Below are 18168 nucleotides of genomic sequence, written 5' to 3'. Positions count from 1 at the left end.
ATCAATTGTGACCAGCTTTTATGCAAATTGCCCAATAACTGTGTTTTTGTCCTGACAATTTTTGATTCCGAGTGTGAAAAGCTTGAATCTTACTATCGCTTTACCTATAGTTTGACCCTCGATGGTCACGTAAGCGATATCATCCTAGTACGCGAATAGAGTTCATTTATCATGAGTAATCAAGCGGTTGACGTTGAAATTTTAGGCAAAGTAACTCGGGTTAACTGTCCACCGGGACAAGAAGCATCATTGTTAACTGCCGCCCAAGACCTCGACCGACGATTGAAAGAGATGGCCGATCGTACTAAGGTAACCAATGAGGTTAAGCTACTGACCATCGCCGCGCTGAACATCTGTTATGAGCTGCAAACCAAGCAGCAGGAAAAAGACGGTCAGCAGTCGGAAATAAACGGGCGAATGGAAAAGCTCGCTGCTTCTCTTGAAGAAGCACTACGTAAAGTCAAGCCAGGAGAGCTGTAGCCTTTACCATACAACGAATTTTCCCTGGGGTGTTCGTCAGCGGATGTAAGTCCCTGAGCCGATAAGCAACACCAAAGGGTTAGTATTTGGTAGCTATTGAGCAAGCTCGGCTCGTATCGAGAAGCCTACGGTTATCCTTGCTGACCCGCCTTGAACCAGCTGGTTCAAGGGCCACAATCCTCAACGGCACCCTGGGGTCCCTCTTATGCAATACTCTCGTCCTGAGCTGCGTAAGCTCATCCGTCAACGACGTAATGAACTGACCAGCGATATTCATTATCAGGCCAGTCAGGATCTGATCCGACGTTTCGCCGCACTGCCTGAAATGCACACCTGTCAGCACATCGCCCTCTATCTGTCGACTGACGGAGAACTCGATACCCAGCCGCTGATCGAATGGCTGTGGTCCCAGGGTAAATCGGTGTATCTGCCTGTCCTGCATCCGTTCTCCGCCGGTAACCTGCTGTTCTTACGTTATGATACCGATACGGCAATGACCTTTAACAAGTACGGTATCCTCGAGCCTAAGCTCAATCAGCCCCTGGTGAAGCCAGTGCGAGAGCTGGACCTTATCTGTACTCCGCTGGTCGCATTTGACTCACACGGACACCGGCTTGGTATGGGGGGCGGCTATTATGATCGCACCCTGGAAAGCTGGTTTAAAACCGGTCAGGGAGCGATGCCGATTGGCCTGGCTCATGACTGTCAGCATGTCGAACAACTGCCGACCGAAGCGTGGGATGTTCCTCTGCCCAAAATTCTCACTCCCAGCCGTTTGTGGCAATGGAAAGCGTGATCCAGAACCGCTTCACAAAGCGCATTATCGCTCTGTTTGAGTACATATCACCTTAGTTTGCGGGTATAATCGCGCCGCGCAAAACTGCGTCCTCACACAATCGAAATCAGGAGATGGGCATGACTCAAGATGAAATGAAAAAAGCCGCCGGTTGGGCTGCGCTGAAATACGTAGAAAAAGGCAGCATTGTCGGTGTCGGTACCGGCTCGACCGTCAATCACTTCATCGATGCTCTGGGTTCGATCAAAGATGATATTAAAGGTGCCGTCTCCAGCTCTGTGGCATCAACCGAAAAGCTCAAAGGCTTAGGTATTGAAGTATTTGACTGCAACGACGTCATCAGCCTGGATATTTATGTCGATGGTGCGGACGAGATCAACCCGCAACGCGAGATGATCAAAGGCGGTGGTGCCGCACTGACCCGTGAGAAGATCGTTGCAGCGATTGCCGATAAATTTGTCTGTATCGTCGATGGCAGCAAAGCCGTCGATGTGCTGGGCGAATTCCCGCTGCCGGTGGAAGTGATCCCGATGGCGCGCTCTTACGTGGCACGTCAGCTGGTCAAACTGGGCGGTGATCCTGTGTACCGTGAAGGCGTGGTAACGGACAACGGCAACATCATTCTGGATGTATACAACATGCGTATCACCAATCCGAAAGCACTGGAAGCCGACATCAACGCCATCGCCGGTGTGGTCACCAATGGCCTGTTTGCCCATCGTGGTGCTGATGTGGTGATCACCGGTACCCCGCAAGGCACGAAAATCGCAGAATAAGATTGAAACAATCGTATTTTTTCAGTCATTTGACTACAAACGGCACCTGGGGTGCCGTTTTTTATTTCTTTTCTCCAATAAAATTATGCCTTATTCCGTAATTTTCTTACCCAAAGCAAAAATTTTTTGTTAACTTATTGCATAGAAGATACACAATGCAAACGTTTGCTTCGTTGTAAAAGCCTCTATAATGACGCGTTTCGTTGGGTGATATACCCAAAACAACTTGGAGTTGCAGTTAGTCAGCAGGCAAACTTGCCCGTTGAGCTTAGCTGATTGTGTGGCCCGGCCGTTCTGTACGGCACACACCACTGCAATTTCAGGGAGAAAAGGGATAGCTTCTTTTGCCCACTTCCCATATTTAAGGACGAGAACAATGGCCAAAGTTTCACTGGAAAAAGACAAAATTAAAATCCTGCTCCTTGAAGGACTTCACCCATCTTCAGTTGAAGTTCTGCAAGCTTCCGGCTATACCAACATCGAATACCACAAAGGTTCAATGGACGAATCTGAATTGCTTGAAGCAATCAAAGACGTTCACTTTATTGGTATTCGCTCCCGCACTAACCTGACAGAGAAAGTGATCGACGCAGCAGAGAAGCTGGTCGCAATTGGTTGTTTCTGTATCGGTACTAACCAGGTTAATCTGAACGCGGCTGCCAAACGTGGTATTCCGGTATTTAACGCCCCATTCTCGAACACACGTAGTGTGGCAGAACTGGTATTAGGCGAAATTCTGTTGCTGCTGCGCGGTATTCCTGAGAAAAACGCCCTGGCACACCGCGGTGTATGGAAAAAGAGTGCGGACAACTCTTACGAAGCACGTGGCAAGAAACTTGGCATCATCGGTTACGGCCATATCGGTACTCAGCTGGGCATTATTGCTGAAAACCTCGGCATGCATGTTTACTACTATGACATCGAGAACAAACTGTCATTAGGTAACGCCACTCAGGTGCACACCATGAGTGAGCTGCTGAACAAGTGTGACGTGATCTCGCTGCATGTGCCTGAAACAGCAGGTACCAAAGACATGATGGGTAAAGAAGAATTCGCACGCATGAAACCGGGCTCGATTTTTATCAACGCAGCACGCGGTACTGTGGTCGATATTCCGGCCCTGTGTGATGCGATGGAGTCAGGCCACCTGTCTGGTGCCGCCATCGACGTATTCCCGACTGAACCTGGCTCAAACAAAGAAGCGTTCGAATCACCGCTGATGAAGTTCGACAACGTACTGCTGACTCCGCACGTGGGTGGTTCAACTCAGGAAGCCCAGGAAAACATCGGGATTGAAGTGGCGGGCAAACTGGCGAAATATTCAGACAATGGTTCAACCTTGTCGAGCGTGAACTTCCCAGAGGTCTCACTGCCAGAGCAGCGTAACACCTCTCGTCTGCTGCACATCCACCAGAACCGTCCGGGTATCCTGACTCAAATCAACATCATCTTTGCTCAGGATGGCATCAACATCGCAGCCCAGTACCTGCAAACCTCTCCGGAGATCGGCTACGTGGTGATTGACGTTGAAGCAGAACGTTCAGAAGAAGCGCTGGACAAACTAAAGAACATCGAAGGCACGATTCGCGCACGTATCCTGCACTAAGCCTCACCGGGCGGAGCAAAGCGCTTCGCCCGCTGTGATCGCTTAAATATAAGAGTGGTTTGAATATCCAAGTTGCTTGAACATAAAAAAACCAGCCATGCGGCTGGTTTTTTTATTTGACGGCTTCGTTAACCGCGCAGTGCACGCTCACCGCGGGCAATGCCCACCACACCACTACGCGCCACTTCGATCACATCGGTCACTTCCGCAATCGCGTCGATGAAAGCATCAAGCTTATCACTGCTGCCTGCCAACTGGACTGTGTATTGTGAGGCGGTCACATCAACAATCTGACCACGGAAAATATCAGCAGTACGTTTCACTTCGGCACGGGCAAAACCACTGGCTTTGACCTTAACCAGCATCAGTTCACGTTCGATATGCTCAAACTCCGTCACTTCCTGCACTTTGAGCACATCAATCAGCTTGTGCAGCTGCTTCTGAATCTGCTCAAGCTGCATCTCGTTTGAGGTGGTGGTGATGTTAAGACGCGATAAGGTCTCATCATCGGTTGGCGACACATTGAGGGTTTCAATGTTATAGCCACGCTGTGAGAACAAGCCAACAACACGAGACAAAGCACCCGGCTGGTTTTCTAGTAGTAGTGAAATAATATGTCTCATCTTAAGTTCGCTCCGTTTTGCTTAACCACATTTTGTCCATCCCCTCGCCTTTGATTTGCATTGGGTAGACGTGCTCCGTTTCATCCACGTTGATATCGACAAACACCAGACGATCTTTCATATCCAGCGCTTTTTTCAGCCCCGCCTCCAGTTCATCCGGAGTGGAGATTCGAATACCAACATGGCCGTAAGCTTCTGCGATTGCCGCAAAGTCCGGCACAGAACTCATGTATGAGTTTGAGTGACGCCCCTGGTAGATAATGTCCTGCCACTGCTTGACCATACCCAGGAAGCGGTTGTTAAGGTTAATGATTTTGACCGGAATATCGTACTGCAGCGCAGTAGACAGTTCCTGAATATTCATCTGGATACTGCCGTCACCCGTCACCACCACCACTTCTTCTTCCGGCATGGCGAACTTGACCCCAATCCCAGCCGGCAGGCCAAAGCCCATCGTACCGAGACCACCGGAGTTTATCCAGCGACGTGGTTTATTGAACGGGTAGTATAAGGCTGCAAACATCTGGTGCTGACCCACATCCGATGCTACATACGCATCACCATTGGTCAGTTTGTGCAGCGTTTCAATCACTTGCTGTGGTTTGATGCGCTCCGGATTGGTTTCATACGCCAGGCACTGACGTGAACGCCAGACTTCGATCTCACTCCACCACGCTGCCAGCGCTTCGCTGTCATTACGCTCTGGCTGCTCGGCCAGCAGCTTAAGCATGGTCTCCAGCACCTGGTCAGCCGAGCCGACAATCGGCAGATCAACTTTGACGTTTTTCGAGATCGAGGATGGATCGATATCGATGTGCATGATCTTGGCATCCGGACAGTATTTTTCCAGATTGTTGGTGGTGCGATCATCAAAACGCACGCCGACCCCGAAAATCAAATCGGCATTGTGCATCGCCATGTTGGCTTCATACACACCGTGCATGCCCAACATACCGAGAGAATTCTTGTGGGTACCCGGAAACGCGCCCAGCCCCATCAGGGTACTGACCACAGGCAGGTTAAGCTCTTCCGCCAGTTTGATCACCTGTTCGTGCGCTTCGGAAATTACCGCGCCGCCACCAATGTACAGCACCGGCTTTTTCGCTTCTAACAGCGCTTTGAGTGCTTTCTTGATCTGACCTTTATGCCCGGAAGTGGTCGGGTTGTAAGAGCGCATTTTAACGCTTTCAGGGTACTGATAAGGCAATTTGATCTGCGGATTCATCACATCTTTTGGCACGTCGATAACCACAGGGCCGGGACGTCCGGTGGATGCAATGTAAAATGCTTTTTTGATCGTCTCAGGAATGTCTTCGGCTTTTTTCACCAGGAAGCTGTGTTTCACGATCGGACGGGAGACGCCGACAATATCACACTCCTGGAACGCGTCATTACCAATCAGATTGGTCGCCACGTTGCCGGAAATTACGATCATTGGGATAGAGTCCATGTATGCGGTCGCAATACCGGTCACGGTATTGGTCGCACCCGGACCAGAGCAGACCAGAACCACACCCGGTTTACCGGTTGCACGCGCATAACCATCGGCCATATGCGTAGCAGCCTGTTCATGCCGAACCAGAACGTGTTTGATGCTGTCAGTTTTTTCGTGCAGGGCGTCGTAGATATCGAGAACGGAGCCACCTGGGTAGCCAAAGATTTGCTCTACACCTTCTTCGATCAGAGACTGAACCACCATCTCTGCGCCGGATAACATTGCCATATTTTCTCCTTACCCAACACCAGTTACCAGGTCAGTAAACGGGATGGGTTATACATAGTTAGGGCTTATTCGTAGCCTAATTCGAAAACTTTCCGCTTTCGGCTATGTCCCGTACTTGTCATAACAAGCACTAAGGTAACGCAACAACTTTAACGCTTTATTTCCATCAGGTCTAACCGGCCAAAACACGCATTTCTGACAAGATATGGCAAATAGTGCAATCTCAAGTGTTCAATTCTAACCCAGGTTACATATTCAGCCAGTAACGCAACCATACACATAAAAAAAAGTGGAATATTTTGCTGCAGCCGGATTAAAACCACACAAAATACCTATCAGACCACCAGCACAGTCTGCCAATAGCAAAATCCCCGCACACCAGTGGCAGCGGGGATTGAAGGTAAAATCAGAGCCTAATCGTCTTAACGGCGATCAGGTTTATCCTGATACATTTCTTCGATTTCATCCTGATAACGGTCATGAATCACCTTTCTGCGCAGTTTTTGCGTCGGGGTTAATTCTCCGTCATGCATCGAAAAGGTTTTGGGAAGCAATTTGAATTTTTTGACCTGCTCAAATTTTGCCAGCCCATGCTGAAGATCGTTGATACGCTGCTCAAACAACTCAATGATCTGACTGTGCTTGATGAGATCAAGGCGATCCTGATACTTAATGTTCAGCTGTTTGGCATAGAGTTCCAAAGTATCAAAACAGGGAACGATCAGCGCCGACACGAATTTACGCGTATCCGCGATCACCGCGATCTGCTCAATAAAATGATCCTTACCCAGCGTGCCTTCAATCATCTGCGGCGCTATGTATTTACCCCCTGATGTTTTCATCAGCTCCTTAATCCGATCGGTAATAAACAGGTTACCTTCTGCATCCAGATAACCCGCATCACCGGTCTTGAGGAATCCTTGCTCATCAAAGGCACTCGCTGTTTCTTGCGGCATGTTGTAGTAACCGCGCATCACCATAGGACCACGAACCAGGATTTCGTTATTGGCACCAATTTTCACCTCGGCACCCGGCATCATGGTACCGATCGAGTCCGGATGAAACGTATCATCATCCCAGCACGAGACCGTTGCCGTGGTTTCTGTCATGCCGTAGCCCAGTTTAATGTTGATCCCCACCGCATGAAAAAAACGGCCAATGGTGGCATCGAGTTTGGCCCCACCGCACGGCATAAAGCGCACTCTGCCACCAAGCAGCTCGCGCAGCTTAGTCAGCACCAGGCGGTCGGCCAGCCGATAAGCCTGACTCAATAGCCAGGCTGGCTTAACCTGCCTCGCCCGGCTTTGGGCCATTTTGGCGCCCATGTTGACCGCCCAGGTAAACAGCCACTTTTTATGCCAGGGTGCGCTGGCGACTTTGTCGTGAATGGCTGAGAAAATTTTCTCGTAGAAACGCGGCACTGCACACATCACTGTCGGCCGCACCTGGGTCAGGGCATCACGCACTTCTGCGACATCCTGCAGATAACAGTTAGTCGCTCCCTTATAAAGCACAAAACAGGTCCAGGCCCGTTCAAACACATGTGATAAAGGCAGGAAACAGAGTGATACATCTTGCTCTGTCAGGGTCAGACGCTGATCATGACCACTAAGCTGTGCCGCCACATTACGATAGTCCAGCATCACCCCTTTCGGTCTGCCAGTCGTGCCGGAGGTATAAATCAGGGTAAACAGATCATCGTCGTTGGCCTGCAGCAGACGCTCAGATAGCTGTGATTGCTGTTCGGGCTGAGCTGAAGCAACAAACTGCTGCCAGTGAATAACCTGCGGCTCATCGCGGACTGCAACCTCATCACTCATCACCACGATAAGCTGCAAAGACGGACACAGTGCCAGTAACTGGCGCGCCGCGTCATATTGTGCCTGCTCACCGACAAACAGAACTTTTACCTGCGCATCCTGGACAATGAAAGCCGCCTGCTCGAGGGTATTGGTCGGGTAGATAGGCACTGATACCGCCCGAATCTGTAACGCGGCAAAATCAGCCATCGTCCAGCGCGGGCTGTTATTGGCAAAGATGCCGATTTTGTCCTGCACATCAAGGCCAAAACTCAGTAGTGCCAGTGACAGTTCGTCCATTTGCCGGCCGAACTGCGTCCAGCTGATACCTTGCCATTGCCCGCCAACTTTATGTTGCAGTGCGATTCGATTATTGCCGGTAGCCACCTGCTCCCGGATGCGTTTAACGATATGAAAAGTCAACTTCGTCATCTCTATTTACCTTTGGCTTACACCTGTAAGCTATTTCGCGCGCAAGTCTACCTTTCGCGGAGTAAAAGACAACGATGGATATCAAAGTTATCAGTAATCGTGGTGTGCTACAGAGATAAAAAAACCTCAGACTGAATCACTTCAATCTGAGGTCATTTCTGGCTTGAGTGGCAGGTTATCCGGCGACCACGTTACCACAAATCATCATTAACTGATCTCGTAACCAAATGTGTCCTTTGTCTTTTTCACTCGATTCATGCCAGCTCAGGTAACCACTGATACGGCCGTGATCAAACGGAAACTCCAGCATTTGCAGCTCTTGCTTGTTGGCGGCATTTTCTACCATCCAGCGTGGAGCAATGGTCACCAGCTCAGACTGGCCAACCACATACAGTACATTGCTCAGACCGGTGCCTTCGTAGCTTGGCTGACAATCGAGCTCACGATAAGCCTGCTCAGAAAAACTGCGCTGGCCATGGACTTTGGACAGCTTCGCGTGCTGCTCGCGTGCCAACTCTTCACGGCTCACAGCCCCCTGAATACGCGGATGGTGTTTTGAAGTGACGACCACCAGCTCATCCTGGAAGATTTCTGTACTGGAGAAGCCCTGCTCATCAAAGTGAGCGTAATCGATAACGAAATCGATCTCCTGATAACGCATACGCTCAGCCAGTTGACGATCAAATTCCGCATCTAAATGCAGCTGAACATTCGGAGCCTGCTGGTGAATTCCGGTCATGATTTGCGGTGCGAAACGAATATCACACGGACTGCAAATCGCCAGTTTAAACAGACGGGTTGAAGATTCAGGGGCAAACACCGCACTTGGCAGTTCATTGCGAATTAATTGCAGAGCCTGACGGATAGGAGCAAACAACTGACGCGCACGCTGGGTTGGCTGGATACCACGTCCCTGACGCATAAACAGCTCATCATTAAACATCACTTTCAGACGGGCAACGGCGTTACTCACCGCCGGTTGAGACATGCCCAGGTTGTGTGCGGCTCGGGTAATATTCTGCTCTTGCATGACAGCATCAAACACCGTCAGCAAATTGAGGTCTACACCACGTAATGTACTTTCCATTCGATAGCTGGCTATGGCGCTCATCGTATCTTTTCTATCTAGCATTTGGTACGCCTCTTCGTAGTTGTCTGCTCACAGTCGCGAAACATTCGACGACTTATTGATGTCCGGAGGGGCAAGTGAATAGCCATTATTGGTGGTATTTATCTACCGGATACATCCATCGGGAAATCTAATATCAACATTCCCTAATCGATTGGCAATACGATTGATAAAAAGTCAGTATTTTTTACCCGAACACAAAAAAAGCCAATGCAATTCAATACATTGGCTTTTTATAAAAAAATGTAAAAATCGACATCAATGACATAACCACACTCATTGACTGGATTAATAAATAAAAGTTTTATCGTTAACCATCATTTAGCGGGTTAATAGAAGCATAAAATCCAATCATGAGAGCAATCAATTTATTGAGACATAGCTCGGAAAATCGACCTGCTGCCATAAACTGTTGCATAGCTCAGAGTGATCATTCCAGTGGCCTTTCAGCACCCAATCAACGATCGCATTCGCCACATTAGGGTACACCACTTTCTCTGCCTGTTTTTCATCCAGCCAGCGGCTCACTGCGGAAGGATCGAGAAAATCCATCACTGACGCCAAGCCAAGAATATCTAATGTCGCGACATTACTTTGCTGTTCAAACTGACCATTCAGCGGCTTGAGTAAAAGTTTCTTACCCAGCGACATCGCCTCTGACGGAAGCTCGAAACCACCATTGGCCATCACACCGGCACAATGATGCAAATGTTGTTGAAAGCGACTGTGACAAAGCGAGCGCAACTCAACGTTCTCGATCACCTCATCTTCAACAATATTGGGGTGATAAAACACAAACTGGTGATTAGCAAAACGGAACAGCAGCTCACACACCTCTTCGACGTTTTCAAACGGCAGATAGACCAGAATGTAATCCTGACAGCTGCTCGGTTGCAGTGAAGTGTGCACAATAGGCGGCAGAATCGGCTGTTCAAAATGATACCAGTGCAGGCCAAGGTGGTGATCGGCCGGAGCGAAACGGCGCATGATCACTTTATCAAGCCAGCTCGCGCCTTTCAGGGGCACCGAGTAACGAAAAGCGTTCTGATGGCTAATGCCGATGCAAGGAACCTTTTGCTGCTTTGCCGCCCAGGCGGACACCGGTTCAAAGTCGTTCAGCACCAGATCATAAGCAGAGAGATCCAACTGCTTAATTTCGCGCAGCAGTTGCAGCGGACTGTTATTGAGTGCGGTTTTACAATAATTCACCCGCCCCTTATCGGTGGCAAACGTCATTCCACGCCGGGTCTGGTAATCCCCAAAACACTCCATCGAGAAATATTGTCTCTGTGCCCGGCCGGAAAACAAAAAGTCAATTTGCGCACCGCGCAGGGCAAATGCCTCACACATCGCGCGAGCACGGGTAATATGCCCGTTGCCCGTGCCTTGCACACCGTAAAGGATCTTCACAGGAAGCTCTCCAGCAATAACAGCGACAGAGTCGCGCTGCCGATGCCCAGACAGGCACCAATCAGTACATCACTTAAAAAATGTACCCCGAGCAAAATACGTGCACTGCCAATCAATGCCGCCCATAACAAGGCCAGTGCATAAATCTCAGGATAGAAATGGCCAATCAGGGTTGCCATTACAAACGCTGCTGCGGTGTGACCGGATGGCAGGCTGTAGCGATCAGACGGAGTAATAAACGCGGTCAGATGAGGTGATAATTCTGCCGGTCGACGGCGCTGAAAGCTGTTTTTTAACCCCCAGTACACCGGTAACTCAAACGCAAACGCCAGCAGACCAGCATACAAAAAAAGATGTCCGTTGTGCCCATCCAACGCCCACGCCAATACCCCAAACAAAACGTACAAGTGGCCGTCGCCAGTATGGGATACGGCCCTGCTCACCCGGGCGATCGGATGATTGAATTTGTGTTGTAAACACAGTATTGAAAAGGCCAAGTCAAGCTTAGCGATAGGTTCGATGGTACGCATAAGCACTCTTCTCCCTGTTGAGATACCCTATCTAGGCCAAAGATAAGAGCAGCAGATGACAAATCGGTGATGCTTTGTTTGTAAATGAATGACAAAGTCAGCAGGCACAAGTTCATGCACGCGCTTAACGCCAGATAAGCACCTTATTGCTATAAAACAGAACAAAAGACAAAAAGAGAAAACTTCGGCAACTCTGTATTTAGAGTGGGATTACGATACGAGCAATAGCATATAATGCTAACTGTAGATTCGATTGCAATTTAAAACTCCAGACCGCGAATAAAAAATCAACTTATGGTTGACGTGCTCAAGTGAGTGCGGTACTAATCTGTTATCTTAATTTTGGTGGTCAGCTTGTAATGACAATGCGCTTTTCTCTACTCCTCAGCCTGCTCCTTATCGTGATTCCATCGCGCGGGTAGTCTGTGGCAGAAAAACACCACAACAGATTTACAGAAACCCGCATCCAATGCGGGTTTTTTTATAATTAAATTCAGGAAGTAAACGATTAACTCTCGGAAAGAGGAAGCAAACATGAACGATCAGGTGATTATATTCGACACAACGTTGCGCGATGGTGAACAAGCATTATCTGCCAGCCTAACTGTAAAGGAGAAGCTGCAAATCGCATTCGCACTGGAACGCCTGGGTGTTGACGTGATCGAAGCGGGCTTTCCGGTTTCATCACCTGGTGATTTTGAATCGGTGCAAACCATCGCTAAAAACATCAAAAACAGTCGTGTTTGTGCCCTTTCCCGTGCCGTTGCAAAAGATATCGATGTCGCAGCAGAAGCACTGAAAGTCGCTGAAGCTTTCCGAATCCACACCTTCCTGGCGACTTCCACCATCCACGTTCAAGACAAATTACGCCGCACTTACGATGATGTGGTAGAAATGGCAGTAAATGCCGTTAAACATGCGCGTAACTACACCGATGATGTCGAGTTCTCATGTGAAGATGCTGGCCGCACTCCTATCGATAATCTGTGCCGTATGGTGGAAGCGGCGATTAATGCGGGCGCGACCACAATTAACATCCCGGATACCGTGGGTTACACCCTGCCAAGCGAATTCGGTGGTATTATTGAGCAGCTGTTTAACCGCGTACCAAACATCGATAAAGCGGTTATCTCCGTTCATTGTCACGATGACTTAGGCTTATCGGTTGCCAACTCAATTGCAGCTGTTCAAGCTGGTGCACGTCAGGTAGAAGGGACTATCAACGGTATCGGTGAACGCGCCGGTAATACCGCGCTGGAAGAAGTGGCTATGATCATCAAAACGCGTGGCGAACTGATGGGCGTAAAAACCGGCTTCAAGCATGAAGAAATCAGCCGTACCAGTAAACTGGTCAGCCAGCTGTGTAACATGCCGATTCAAAGTAACAAAGCCATCGTCGGTGCCAATGCCTTCAGTCACTCTTCCGGTATCCACCAGGACGGTATGCTGAAAAATAAGAATACCTACGAAATCATGACACCGGAGTCGATTGGCCTGAAAAACCAAGCTCTGAACCTGACCAGCCGCAGCGGCCGTGCTGCAGTCAAGAGTCACATGGATAGCATGGGTTACAACGAGGCTGAGTACAATCTGGATGCTTTATACGCCGACTTCCTGAAACTGGCTGACCGTAAAGGCCAGGTATTTGACTACGATCTGGAAGCGCTGATGCACTTCTCGAATCTGCGCGAAGAAGATGATTTCTACAAGCTGAACTACCTGAGTGTCCAGTCCGGTAGTGTGATGGCGACAACATCCATCAAACTGCAATGCGGTGACGAAGAGAAATGCGAAGCCGCAGTCGGTAACGGCCCGGTAGATGCGCTATACCAATGTATCTACCGCATCACCGGTTACGATATCGTACTGGACAAGTTTGATCTGACCGCTAAAGGCGAAGGTGAAGACGGCTTAGGTCAGGCGGATATCATCGCTAATTACAAAGGCCGTAAATATCACGGTACCGGCATCTCAACCGATATCGTAGAAGCATCCGGCCAGGCACTACTGCACGTGATTAACAGCATTCACCGTGCTGACCAGATTGCCGAAATTAAACAGAAAAAGAAAATAGCGACGGTTTAAGACCGCCACTATCGCAAACACAACTTTGAACGAAAAATATCAGATACGTAAAGGACTCGCATGACAGACAAAACTTACAAGATTGCCGTACTTCCAGGTGACGGCATCGGCCCAGAAGTAATGCAGCAGGCACACAAGGTGCTGGATGCAGTAGAAAAGAAACACCAGTTAACTTTCGTGCGTGAAGAACATGACATTGGCGGTATCGCCATCGACAATCACGGTTGTCCGCTGCCAGAAAGCACTCTGCAGGCTTGTGAAGAGTCTGATGCCGTGCTGTTCGGTTCTGTCGGTGGCCCTAAGTGGGAACACCTGCCACCAAACGATCAGCCAGAGCGTGGCGCCCTGCTGCCACTGCGTAAGCATTTCCAGTTGTTCTGTAACCTGCGCCCTGCGCAGATCCATAAAGGTCTGGAAGCCTTTTCTCCTTTACGTGCTGATATTTCTGAGCGTGGTTTTGATATTGTGGTGGTCCGCGAGCTGACCGGTGGTATCTATTTTGGTCAGCCAAAAGGCCGTGAAGGTGAAGGCGCAAATGAAAAAGCGTTTGATACCGAGGTCTACCACCGTTACGAGATTGAACGTATTGCCAAGATTGCGTTTGAGTCTGCGCGCCTGCGTCGTAAGAAAGTCTGCTCAATCGATAAAGCCAACGTACTGCAAAGTTCCATTTTGTGGCGCGAAGTGGTGACTGAAATCGCCAAGGATTACCCGGACGTTGAACTGTCGCACATGTACATCGACAACGCGACCATGCAGCTGATCAAAGATCCATCTCAGTTCGATGTCATGCTGTGCTCTAACATCTTCGGTGACATCATCTCTGACGAATGTGCAATGATCACAGGTTCCATGGGGATGCTGCCATCTGCCAGCATGAACGAGAGCCAGTTTGGCCTGTTTGAGCCTGCGGGCGGCAGTGCGCCGGATATCGCAGGTAAGAACATCGCCAACCCGGTCGCGCAGATCCTGTCTGCGGCACTGATGCTGCGTTACAGTCTGGGCGAAGAGAATGCGGCGCAGGACATCGAGACAGCCGTCAGCAAGGCGCTGTCTGCAGGCCAGCTGACCGGAGATCTGGCTGGTGACAAACCAGCGCTGTCGACCAGCGAAATGGGTGATGTGATTGCCGGATACATTCTGAACGCATAATCGTCTCAAGCATAACTAAAAGAGCCGGTTTAAACCGGCTCCACTCTGGCTCTCTTGAGCTCAAGGAAGTAGCAATGTCCCAAGCAAAAACCTTATACGAAAAAGTTTACGATGCGCACGTTGTCGTTGCGGCGCAGGGTGAAAACCCGATTCTGTATATCGACCGCCACCTGGTCCACGAAGTGACCTCGCCACAGGCATTTGACGGCCTGCGCGAAAAAGGACGCCAAGTGCGTCAGGTCGGTAAGACCTTCGCGACCATGGACCACAACGTATCGACCACCACCAAAGACATCAATGCGTCCGGCGAAATGGCCCGTATTCAGATGGAAACCCTGTCTAAGAACTGTGAAGAGTTTGGCGTCACCCTGTATGACCTCAACCACAAATACCAGGGCATAGTACACGTTATGGGACCTGAGCTGGGTATTACCCTGCCGGGCATGACGATCGTATGTGGTGACTCACATACTGCGACTCACGGTGCGTTCGGTTCACTGGCATTCGGTATCGGTACGTCCGAAGTTGAACATGTTCTGGCGACCCAGACGCTGAAACAAGCGCGCGCCAAGACAATGAAAATTGAAGTCAAAGGCAAAGTTGCCGAGGGCATTACCGCGAAAGATATCGTACTGGCTATCATTGGTGAAACCACGGCGGCTGGCGGTACCGGCTATGTGGTTGAATTCTGCGGCGAAGCTATCCGTGATCTATCGATGGAAGGCCGTATGACCGTGTGTAACATGGCTATTGAGTTAGGCGCAAAAGCTGGCTTGATCGCACCAGATGAGACCACATTCAACTACATCAAAGGTCGTAAGTTTGCACCAAGCGGTGCTGACTGGGATGCGGCCGTCGAGTACTGGAAAACCTTTAAAACGGACGAAGACGCGCAGTTCGATGCTGTCGTAACTCTGAACGGTGCTGACATCAAACCGCAGGTTACCTGGGGAACCAACCCGGGCCAGGTGATCGCGGTTGATCAACCGATTCCGGCTCCGGCTTCATTTGCCGATCCGGTAGAACGCGCTTCAGCAGAAAAAGCACTGGCTTACATGGGTCTGGAAGCAGGCAAAATGCTGTCTGACTACCCGGTTGATAAAGTCTTCGTCGGTTCCTGTACTAACTCACGTATCGAAGATATGCGTGCAGCAGCGGCAGTTGCCAAAGGCAAGAAAGTCGCCTCTCACGTGCAGGCTCTGATCGTCCCTGGCTCTGAACAGGTGAAAGCTCAGGCGGAAGCTGAAGGTCTGGATAAGATCTTTATCGAAGCCGGTTTTGAATGGCGCCTGCCGGGTTGCTCAATGTGTCTGGCGATGAACAATGACCGCTTAGGTCCTGGGGAGCGTTGTGCATCGACCTCCAACCGTAACTTTGAAGGCCGTCAGGGCCGTGATGGTCGTACCCATCTGGTCAGCCCGGCAATGGCAGCAGCCGCCGCGATCGCTGGCCACTTCGTCGATATCCGCGAAATTAACTAAGGACAGAGGACATAAACAATGGCAGGTTTTCAACAACATACAGGCTTAGTGGTTCCTCTGGACGCAGCAAACGTCGATACAGATGCCATCATCCCGAAACAGTTTCTGCAGAAAGTAAACCGCATCGGTTTTGGTAAGCACCTGTTCCACGACTGGCGCTTCCTGGATGATGCCGGTCAGCAGGCCAATCCGGAATTTGTGATGAACAAAGCCCGTTATCAGGGCGCCAGTATTCTGCTGGCGCGCGAGAACTTCGGTTGTGGTTCATCTCGTGAGCACGCTCCCTGGGCACTGGCTGATTATGGTATCCGTGTCATGATCGCCCCAAGCTTTGCGGACATTTTCTACGGTAACTCAATCAACAACCAGATGGTTCCGGTACGCCTGACCGAGCAGGAAGTGGATGAACTGTTCACTTACGTTGAAGCTAACGAAGGTGCACACATCACGGTTGATCTGGAAAGCATGACAGTTTCTGCGAATGGCAAAAGCTACTCATTTGAAATCGATGAGTTCCGTCGTCACTGTCTGCTCAACGGGTTAGACAACATCGGCCTGACGCTTCAGCATGAAGCGAAGATCGCCGAATATGAAGCAAAAATCCCGGCGTTTCTGAAATAACGGCGCGATTGAGATTCTGTACAAGGGCTGCATACTGCAGCCCTTTTTGTACCTGACGTATTTTAGCGGCTAGTATTAACTTCTATAAGCAATTGTCACCTTATCCGGTCTGAATGACATCAGCTCAGCAACAGTAAGGAAAGTTAAGCCGATGAAATACCTACTGAGTTTATTACTCTGCTTGCCTGTCAGCGTATTCGCTGCACCAAAAGCTGATTTGTGGCTTTTTTGGGCGGCCAGTAACCAAGAAAACCGGCAAAAAATAGCTCATGACGCCTGGCAACAACTACTTGATCGCTATCTCTCCCGCAATGGCGAATATACCTTGTTTAACTACGCCGCCGTCAGCCAGACAGATCAGCACAAACTCAGTCGTTACCTTTCTTCTCTGGCGGCTATCGACCCAAGGACGCTTAACCGTTCAGAGCAATATGCCTATTGGATAAATCTCTATAATGCACAAACGGTACAACTCATCCTGCAACACTATCCCACTCGACTCCATTACCCAATTAGGCGGCCTGTTCAGCTTTGGGCCCTGGGATGACAAAGTGCTCACGATTGCCGGTCAAACGTTAACCCTGAATGACATAGAGCACCGTATACTGCGCCCGATCTGGCTCGAACCAAGAACTCACTATGCACTCAACTGCGCCAGCCTGGGCTGCCCCAATCTGCAGCCTCAAGCCTTTACTGCTGATAATCTCGATCAGTTGCTCGATAGTGCCGCACAAGAGTTTATCAATAGTGAAAAAGGCGCGCACATGCAAGACGAAAAGCTGGTTCTCTCCAGTATTTATGACTGGTATCAGGTCGATTTTGGCTCCCGTCAGCAGCTCATACAGCACCTGGCTACCTATCGTGCAGACCTGTCCGGTTTTCGGGGCAATATCCGCTATCAGTACAACTGGGCATTAAATGAGGCGGGAGCGGGAATATAGAGGGTCTAGAAAATATGTCGCATAGGGGCATACTAAGCCACACCCATGTGAGAACAATTATTGATAAAAACAGAGAGAAGGAAGGGACAAGTTGTCACTCTAGGAACTAGGATTCTGGAAGCTTAAAACGAGAAAACCCCGACCTTGTGGTCAGGGTTTTGAAATCAAGCCTGGCGATGTCCTACTCTCACATGGGGAAACCCCACACTACCATCGGCGCTACTTCGTTTCACTTCTGAGTTCGGAATGGAATCAGGTGGGTCCAAAGTGCTATGGTCGCCAAACAAATTTTTTGACCGCTTACGCGTGTCGAATAAATGGTGCTGATACCCAGAATCGAACTGGGGACCTCATCCTTACCAAGGATGCGCTCTACCGACTGAGCCATATCAGCACACTAAATCTTGTCACTGAGGACGAGAAACCTGTTTAAAACAAGTCTCTGCTTTGCCTTCAGCTTTTCTGAAAAAGCTGAAAACAAGAAGTTAAAGCCTGGCGATGTTCTACTCTCACATGGGGAGGCCCCACACTACCATCGACGCTGTTTCGTTTCACTTCTGAGTTCGGAATGGAGTCAGGTGGGT

General features: G+C 49.7%; 14 protein-coding genes, 1 tRNA gene, 2 rRNA genes, 1 other RNA gene and 1 pseudogene. 10 read left to right on the top strand and 9 right to left on the bottom strand.

Annotated features, from left to right (window positions below; translation table 11 throughout):
• Positions 1–171: 171 nt before the first annotated feature.
• The 5 genes from E6C74_RS13335 (at position 172) to serA (ending at position 3658) form a co-directional block, all read left to right on the top strand.
• Complete coding sequence (locus E6C74_RS13335) at positions 172–480, top strand: cell division protein ZapA (protein ID WP_136485995.1); 309 nt, start codon at positions 172–174, stop codon at positions 478–480.
• Positions 481–498: 18 nt separating this feature from the next.
• A non-coding RNA gene (ssrS, locus tag E6C74_RS13330) (6S RNA) lies at positions 499–682 on the top strand.
• A gap of 3 nt (positions 683–685) precedes the next feature.
• Complete coding sequence (locus E6C74_RS13325; RefSeq protein ID WP_136485993.1) at positions 686–1276, top strand: 5-formyltetrahydrofolate cyclo-ligase; 591 nt, start codon at positions 686–688, stop codon at positions 1274–1276.
• Positions 1277–1395: 119 nt separating this feature from the next.
• Positions 1396–2052 carry a ribose-5-phosphate isomerase RpiA gene (rpiA, locus tag E6C74_RS13320; protein ID WP_136485991.1) on the top strand — a complete coding sequence of 219 codons (657 nt, stop codon included), beginning with the start codon at positions 1396–1398 and terminating at the stop codon, positions 2050–2052.
• Between the two features lie 376 nt (positions 2053–2428).
• Positions 2429–3658 carry a phosphoglycerate dehydrogenase gene (serA, locus tag E6C74_RS13315; RefSeq protein WP_136485989.1) on the top strand — a complete coding sequence of 410 codons (1230 nt, stop codon included), beginning with the start codon at positions 2429–2431 and terminating at the stop codon, positions 3656–3658.
• Between the two features lie 128 nt (positions 3659–3786).
• Here the strand turns inward: serA and ilvN are convergent, their stop codons facing one another.
• The 6 genes from ilvN to E6C74_RS13285 all read right to left on the bottom strand — a co-directional run bounded on the left by ilvN (position 3787) and on the right by E6C74_RS13285 (position 11304).
• On the bottom strand, positions 3787–4281 hold the full coding sequence (gene ilvN, locus E6C74_RS13310) for an acetolactate synthase small subunit (RefSeq protein WP_136485987.1): 495 nt from the start codon (positions 4279–4281) through the stop codon (positions 3787–3789).
• 1 nt (position 4282) lies between these two features.
• The gene (locus tag E6C74_RS13305; protein WP_136485985.1) at positions 4283–6004 is read right to left on the bottom strand and encodes an acetolactate synthase 3 large subunit; all 1722 of its coding nucleotides are present in this window, start codon (positions 6002–6004) and stop codon (positions 4283–4285) included.
• A gap of 422 nt (positions 6005–6426) precedes the next feature.
• Positions 6427–8235, bottom strand: coding sequence for a long-chain fatty acid--CoA ligase (locus E6C74_RS13300; RefSeq protein WP_136485983.1), 1809 nt, complete (start codon positions 8233–8235; stop codon positions 6427–6429).
• 175 nt (positions 8236–8410) lie between these two features.
• Positions 8411–9367, bottom strand: coding sequence for a transcriptional regulator LeuO (leuO, locus tag E6C74_RS13295; protein WP_136485981.1), 957 nt, complete (start codon positions 9365–9367; stop codon positions 8411–8413).
• Positions 9368–9727: 360 nt separating this feature from the next.
• Positions 9728–10774 (bottom strand): MJ1255/VC2487 family glycosyltransferase, encoded by a 1047-nt coding sequence (locus E6C74_RS13290; RefSeq protein WP_136485979.1) that lies wholly within the window; start codon positions 10772–10774, stop codon positions 9728–9730.
• Complete coding sequence (locus E6C74_RS13285; protein ID WP_136485977.1) at positions 10771–11304, bottom strand: phosphatase PAP2 family protein; 534 nt, start codon at positions 11302–11304, stop codon at positions 10771–10773. Before E6C74_RS13285 ends, E6C74_RS13290 begins: the two co-directional genes overlap by 4 nt.
• A gap of 534 nt (positions 11305–11838) precedes the next feature.
• Here E6C74_RS13285 and leuA point away from each other — a divergent pair.
• The 5 genes and pseudogenes from leuA (at position 11839) to E6C74_RS13255 (ending at position 17584) form a co-directional block, all read left to right on the top strand.
• Positions 11839–13389 carry a 2-isopropylmalate synthase gene (gene leuA / locus E6C74_RS13275; protein ID WP_136485975.1) on the top strand — a complete coding sequence of 517 codons (1551 nt, stop codon included), beginning with the start codon at positions 11839–11841 and terminating at the stop codon, positions 13387–13389.
• 60 nt (positions 13390–13449) lie between these two features.
• Positions 13450–14541 carry a 3-isopropylmalate dehydrogenase gene (leuB, locus tag E6C74_RS13270; RefSeq protein WP_136485973.1) on the top strand — a complete coding sequence of 364 codons (1092 nt, stop codon included), beginning with the start codon at positions 13450–13452 and terminating at the stop codon, positions 14539–14541.
• Between the two features lie 74 nt (positions 14542–14615).
• Positions 14616–16022: a 3-isopropylmalate dehydratase large subunit gene (gene leuC / locus E6C74_RS13265; RefSeq protein ID WP_136485971.1), complete on the top strand. Its 1407-nt coding sequence runs from the start codon at positions 14616–14618 to the stop codon at positions 16020–16022.
• A gap of 18 nt (positions 16023–16040) precedes the next feature.
• The gene (gene leuD / locus E6C74_RS13260) at positions 16041–16643 is read left to right on the top strand and encodes a 3-isopropylmalate dehydratase small subunit (RefSeq protein ID WP_136485969.1); all 603 of its coding nucleotides are present in this window, start codon (positions 16041–16043) and stop codon (positions 16641–16643) included.
• Between the two features lie 151 nt (positions 16644–16794).
• Positions 16795–17584, top strand: a pseudogene (locus E6C74_RS13255) (DUF547 domain-containing protein).
• A gap of 168 nt (positions 17585–17752) precedes the next feature.
• On the opposite strand, the gene rrf (E6C74_RS13250) reads toward E6C74_RS13255, so the two are convergent.
• From rrf (E6C74_RS13250) to rrf (E6C74_RS13240), 3 genes are all read right to left on the bottom strand, one after another.
• Positions 17753–17868 (bottom strand): 5S ribosomal RNA (gene rrf, locus E6C74_RS13250).
• A gap of 34 nt (positions 17869–17902) precedes the next feature.
• A tRNA-Thr gene (locus tag E6C74_RS13245) sits at positions 17903–17978 on the bottom strand.
• 96 nt (positions 17979–18074) lie between these two features.
• Positions 18075–18168, bottom strand: a 5S ribosomal RNA gene (gene rrf, locus E6C74_RS13240); the annotation flags it as partial.

Origin of the sequence: Vibrio sp. H11 (assembly GCF_004804295.1) — a bacterium.
In the GTDB taxonomy this organism is placed as follows: Bacteria; Pseudomonadota; Gammaproteobacteria; order Enterobacterales; family Vibrionaceae; genus Vibrio; species Vibrio ostreae.
This window is presented reverse-complemented; position numbering and strand designations above follow the sequence as displayed.